Here is a 1159-nt window from a genome sequence, read left to right as displayed (position 1 = left end):
TGGATCACTTTCTAAGCATCCAGAGTACCCCGAGTGTAACAGATAAACCCTTTAACTGTACCTATATGCTTAAAGGCAAAAAAGAGCTGCGGTTTTCCTGCAACAGGTGTGCGGTTAGGCCGAAAGGGATTAAAGTCAACTTGTATAGTAAAAAAGTAGAGCTTCAGGAAGATACGCTGCTGCTTGAAGGTGAACTATCAAAAGACCTGATAACTAACATTCTGAACCATGGAGTACCCGTTGAGAATATCCTGCCGGACATTCTGCCAATGGCTCCCTATACAGACAGCCGGTACATTAAAAAGAAAGTAAGGTGCAATGTTCTGAGAGTTTTCATAAGGGCCATCTATGATGGTGTGACCTCTGAAATTGCTCTTGCCAGGTGGTTGGATAAGGATCTGGCTGAAAATGAGTTATCCTCTTATTTTGGAAGCAATCTACAAAGTGATGAAGTGCCCCATGGTCTCGAAGCTGAACTGCGCAATAAATATCTGAAGTGGTTCAAGATGTTACGAGAAAAAGCCGTTGTCCCTGAAGAACAATACCAGGAGATTCTGTCCCGTGCAGTGGATTTGAGCATGCGCATCCAGATTAAACGCAGAGCAGCGGTACTGGGCAACGACACCACTGATAGAAGCAAGGATATCTTTACTTCCAATGCAGATTATACCCATGAGTCTACCAGGATACTCAGTGATTCTCAAAGAGGTGCTGTGGTGCCCCTGGCTGAAAAGTACGATCACTTGCTGCAGTATATACTTGGTGATGGTGCAGGGAAAGTACCCACTCCTTTCCCGGTTCTCAACGATTTGCTGGGTGGCGGTCTGGCTAATGGTAGTAAATATGTGGTCGTGAGCCCTCCAGGTGGTGGAAAGACTACCATATGTACGCAGATTGCTGACTATGCAGCCATGAGTGGATTTCCTGTGATCTTCGTATCCATGGAGATGAGTATGGAGCATATTTACGTCAATTCCATAGCCAGACTGGGCGAGATCAACAGTGCGAAGATCATGTCTCCGTACAGGGAAATAAAGGAAAAAACCCTGGAAAGAGTTGGTGAGATCGCTGAAGAGTACCAGCAAACGGCAGCGCCTAATATCTATATTGTAGAGGGTAACTACAACACCACGCCTGCCAGGCTTGAAACCATGGTCAG

1 protein-coding gene is annotated in these 1159 nt (G+C 45.7%); it reads left to right on the top strand.

Annotation, left to right across the window (positions count from 1 at the left end; translation table 11 throughout):
* Positions 1 to 140: 140 nt before the first annotated feature.
* Positions 141 to 1159: DnaB-like helicase C-terminal domain-containing protein (locus tag LZ23_RS11970; RefSeq protein ID WP_332308287.1), on the top strand; the 1019-nt coding region annotated here is incomplete at its 3' end.

The organism is Desulfonatronovibrio magnus (assembly GCF_000934755.1).
GTDB classification, from domain to species: Bacteria; Desulfobacterota; Desulfovibrionia; order Desulfovibrionales; family Desulfonatronovibrionaceae; genus Desulfonatronovibrio; species Desulfonatronovibrio magnus.
The sequence above is the reverse complement of the archived record's forward strand: the minus strand, read 5'-3'. Positions and strand labels throughout refer to the sequence as shown.